1 protein-coding gene is annotated in these 1,546 nt (G+C 37.0%); it reads right to left on the bottom strand.

Going from position 1 to position 1,546, the window contains the following annotated elements:
• Positions 1-108 precede the first annotated feature (108 nt).
• On the bottom strand, positions 109-765 hold the full coding sequence (locus ACED28_RS23190; RefSeq protein WP_371710855.1) for a hypothetical protein: 657 nt from the start codon (positions 763-765) through the stop codon (positions 109-111).
• Between the last annotated feature and the right edge of the window lie 781 nt (positions 766-1,546).

Here is a 1,546-nt window from a genome sequence, read left to right as displayed (position 1 = left end):
GTTCAACACTTGGGATTTAGTGTTGGCTACGCAACACCTTAATCCTTATTAGTTAGGTGCTTTTAGCCAAAGTACGAATGATTTCTAGGTAAGAACAGCCTAGCCAACTCAGGTACAGGTATGTCTTTCAGGTAATTTTGAGTACAAAAACAATTCTCGCACTCGAATTAAATTTCTTAGCTGAGGGTGCTGCTCTGTAGCAAGATACAACGCATTCTGTGACTCTCTTCTAAGGCTGATATCGTCACTTATTGTAACTTGAGGGTTGTCAATTACAATCTCGTCTAAACATTGAAACAAAACTGGTCTTTGAGGCTTTCTAATTGTGACCATTTTTCTCTGGGTATCAAACTCATCCCATCGTTCTCTGAGTTCATCCACACTTTGAAAATATTTATCCTCTTGCGTTAAGTTATCATTCCAAAACATTGGGTTATTCTTGGTAACCCAAATATGCAAATCTTCATTTAACAAAAACTCAAGGTTAAATTTAAACAAAACTGGACCATATAGGTTTTGTCTTGGAAATAAACCATGGAGATCCACAGTATCAATGAACACATCACCCCAAACGTCAAATCTGATATCTTCTTCGTCAGAAGCTTGAGGAGTTTGGAAAAGTCCATTACTCGCAACATCTCCCCGAGACAACAAACCATCATTCTCAATAAACGTAATTGAGGTAGCCACTGTATTTGCGTGATGAAAATGAGTAACTCCTTTTTCAGTGAGTAACTCGTGAAGTTCCCTATTATCTAATCTCATTCTAAGCCTACATTTTCTATTTATATCAACTAACCATGCAGCGTGGTAAGGGGAGGACAAAACGCCTACCTTAATTCAGAGTGATCACCGTAACCGCAAAAGTGGATTCAAACGACTAATACAAGGCGTTTGAACCCATCAAAAATACTTAGCTAGATGTGCGTTATTCTGTAAGTTCTTTTCTTAGTTTTAACTCGTACATTGGGCAGGTAGTACTATTCCATGAATCCATTAAGTTGCCACAAACTTGACAGTTGAATGTGTCATTATCACGAGTTGGAAAGCGATGCATAGTTACAGAGTAAATAGAACCGCATTTGCTACAAGACTTATCTGAAGAGGACTCACTTGACCAAGTTTTTACCATTGGATTCTCCTTAGGCTTTTAGATTACATATAGACAGCATATACCCATCGCTAGAGAGTATAAGCATCAAAAGCCTCAGTGTATTGTTGAATATCAATAGTGTTGAAGAAATCTACAATTTGGTACCTAACGCCCTATTAAGGGGAAATCAAAAAGTTGAATATCAATTTAATTTCAATAACTTAAGAAATAAAATAAACCTAAAATCATTTTTTATGTAGCAAATATGTAGCTTTATGGCTCTACAGACTTGAACTTCCCACAAACTGTTTCTGAAACATTTTTGGACAAAACCTTCTTAGAGTAGATCCCCCATAATCCTGCTTTCAGATAACTCCTCTTATGCCAAAACGTCAAAGATGATCCGCACCAGCAGTTTTGGACACTGAGTTAAGTGAGTACAATCACTAATGA

The organism is Vibrio sp. 1F253, from assembly GCF_041439295.1.
GTDB lineage: Bacteria > Pseudomonadota > Gammaproteobacteria > Enterobacterales > Vibrionaceae > Vibrio > Vibrio tasmaniensis_A.
Note: the sequence above shows the minus strand (reverse complement) of the source record. Positions and strands in the feature narration are given on the sequence as shown.